The organism is Kineococcus rhizosphaerae (genome assembly GCF_003002055.1).
Classification (GTDB): Bacteria; Actinomycetota; Actinomycetes; order Actinomycetales; family Kineococcaceae; genus Kineococcus; species Kineococcus rhizosphaerae.
Genome location: NZ_PVZF01000058.1, coordinates 1 through 1,266, shown reverse-complemented (window position 1 = coordinate 1,266; position 1,266 = coordinate 1). Strand labels below are relative to the sequence as shown.

Here is a 1,266-nt window from a genome sequence, read left to right as displayed (position 1 = left end):
AGTTCACCGCCACCCGGCCCAACGAGTTGTGGCTCACCGGCATCACCGAGCACCCCACGGCCGAAGGCAAGCTGTACCTCTGCGCCATCAAGGACATGTTCTCCCGCCGCATCGTCGGGTACTCCATCGACTCCCGGATGACCTCTCGCCTGGCCGTTCGGGCCCTGGCCAATGCCGTTGCGCAACGCCGGGTGGAGGGTTTCGACGTCACCGGCTGCACCCTGCATTCGGATCGTGGGTCGCAAGGCGGATTCAACTGGTCGTCGCAACACCCCCGACCGCGGAGGTGCACGACATGGTCACGGCCGACTGGACCAAGAAGACCAGCGATGTCAGCGAGAGCTTGCGCCGGCAGTGGCGTGCTGATCGGGCGCTACGTCCGGCTATGCGGTCCCCGGGACGGCCTCAGCCGTCACGAGCGGTACTTCGACAGTTCTGGCGGATCATCGCCACCGGGGTCACCACCGCCGATGCTGCCGCCGGAGTTGGCGTGTCCTGGCCGGTCGGAGTCCGCTGGTTCCGACACGCTGGCGGGATGCCGCCGCTCAGTCTTGACGAGCCCACCGGACGCTACCTGTCCTTCACTGAGCGGGAGGAGATCGCGCTGCTTCGCGCCCAGGGGCACGGCGTGCGCGAGATCGCCCGCCGGATCGGGCGAGACCCCAGCACGATCTCTCGAGAACTACGGCGCAACGCCGCCACCCGCGGCAGCAGACCAGAATATCGCGCCACGGTGGCGCAGTGGAAAGCCCAGCAGGCCGCGAAGCGACCCAAGACCGCCAAGCTCGTCGGTAACGACCGGTTGCGCGAGTACGTGCAAGACCGGCTCGCCGGCAGCGTCCGCCGACTCGACGGTTCTGCCGTCGCCGGCCCCCGCACCCCGGCGTGGAAGGGACTCAACAAGCCCCATCGCCAGGACCGACGCTGGGCGATGGCTTGGAGCCCGCAGCAGATCTCTCACCGCCTCCAGGTGGACTTCCCCGATGATGAGTCCATGCGTATCAGCCCAGAAGCGATCTACCAGTCGCTGTTCATCCAAGGACGCGGTGCGCTGAAACGGGAGTTGGTCACCTGCCTTCGGACCGGCCGGGCGCTGCGGGAACCCAGGGCGCGTTCGCGCAGCAAGCCACAAGGTCATGTCACCCCCGACGTGGTACTCAGTGACTGTTTCAGATGTGCGGTGAGGGCTGCGCCGGCCTGGTCAACCGGCGCAGCATCATCCGCGTGTAGGCAATCTCAACCATGGCGACCGCCGCACTCGCCAAC

At 67.2% G+C, this 1,266-nt stretch carries 1 protein-coding gene and 1 pseudogene; both read left to right on the top strand.

All coding sequences use genetic code 11. The annotated features are described in order from the left end of the window. Nucleotides 1–245: pseudogene (locus CLV37_RS26885) on the top strand (transposase); the annotation flags it as partial. A gap of 140 nt (nucleotides 246–385) precedes the next feature. Beyond that, nucleotides 386–1,266: helix-turn-helix domain-containing protein (locus CLV37_RS26880; RefSeq protein WP_425433642.1), on the top strand; the 881-nt coding region annotated here is incomplete at its 3' end.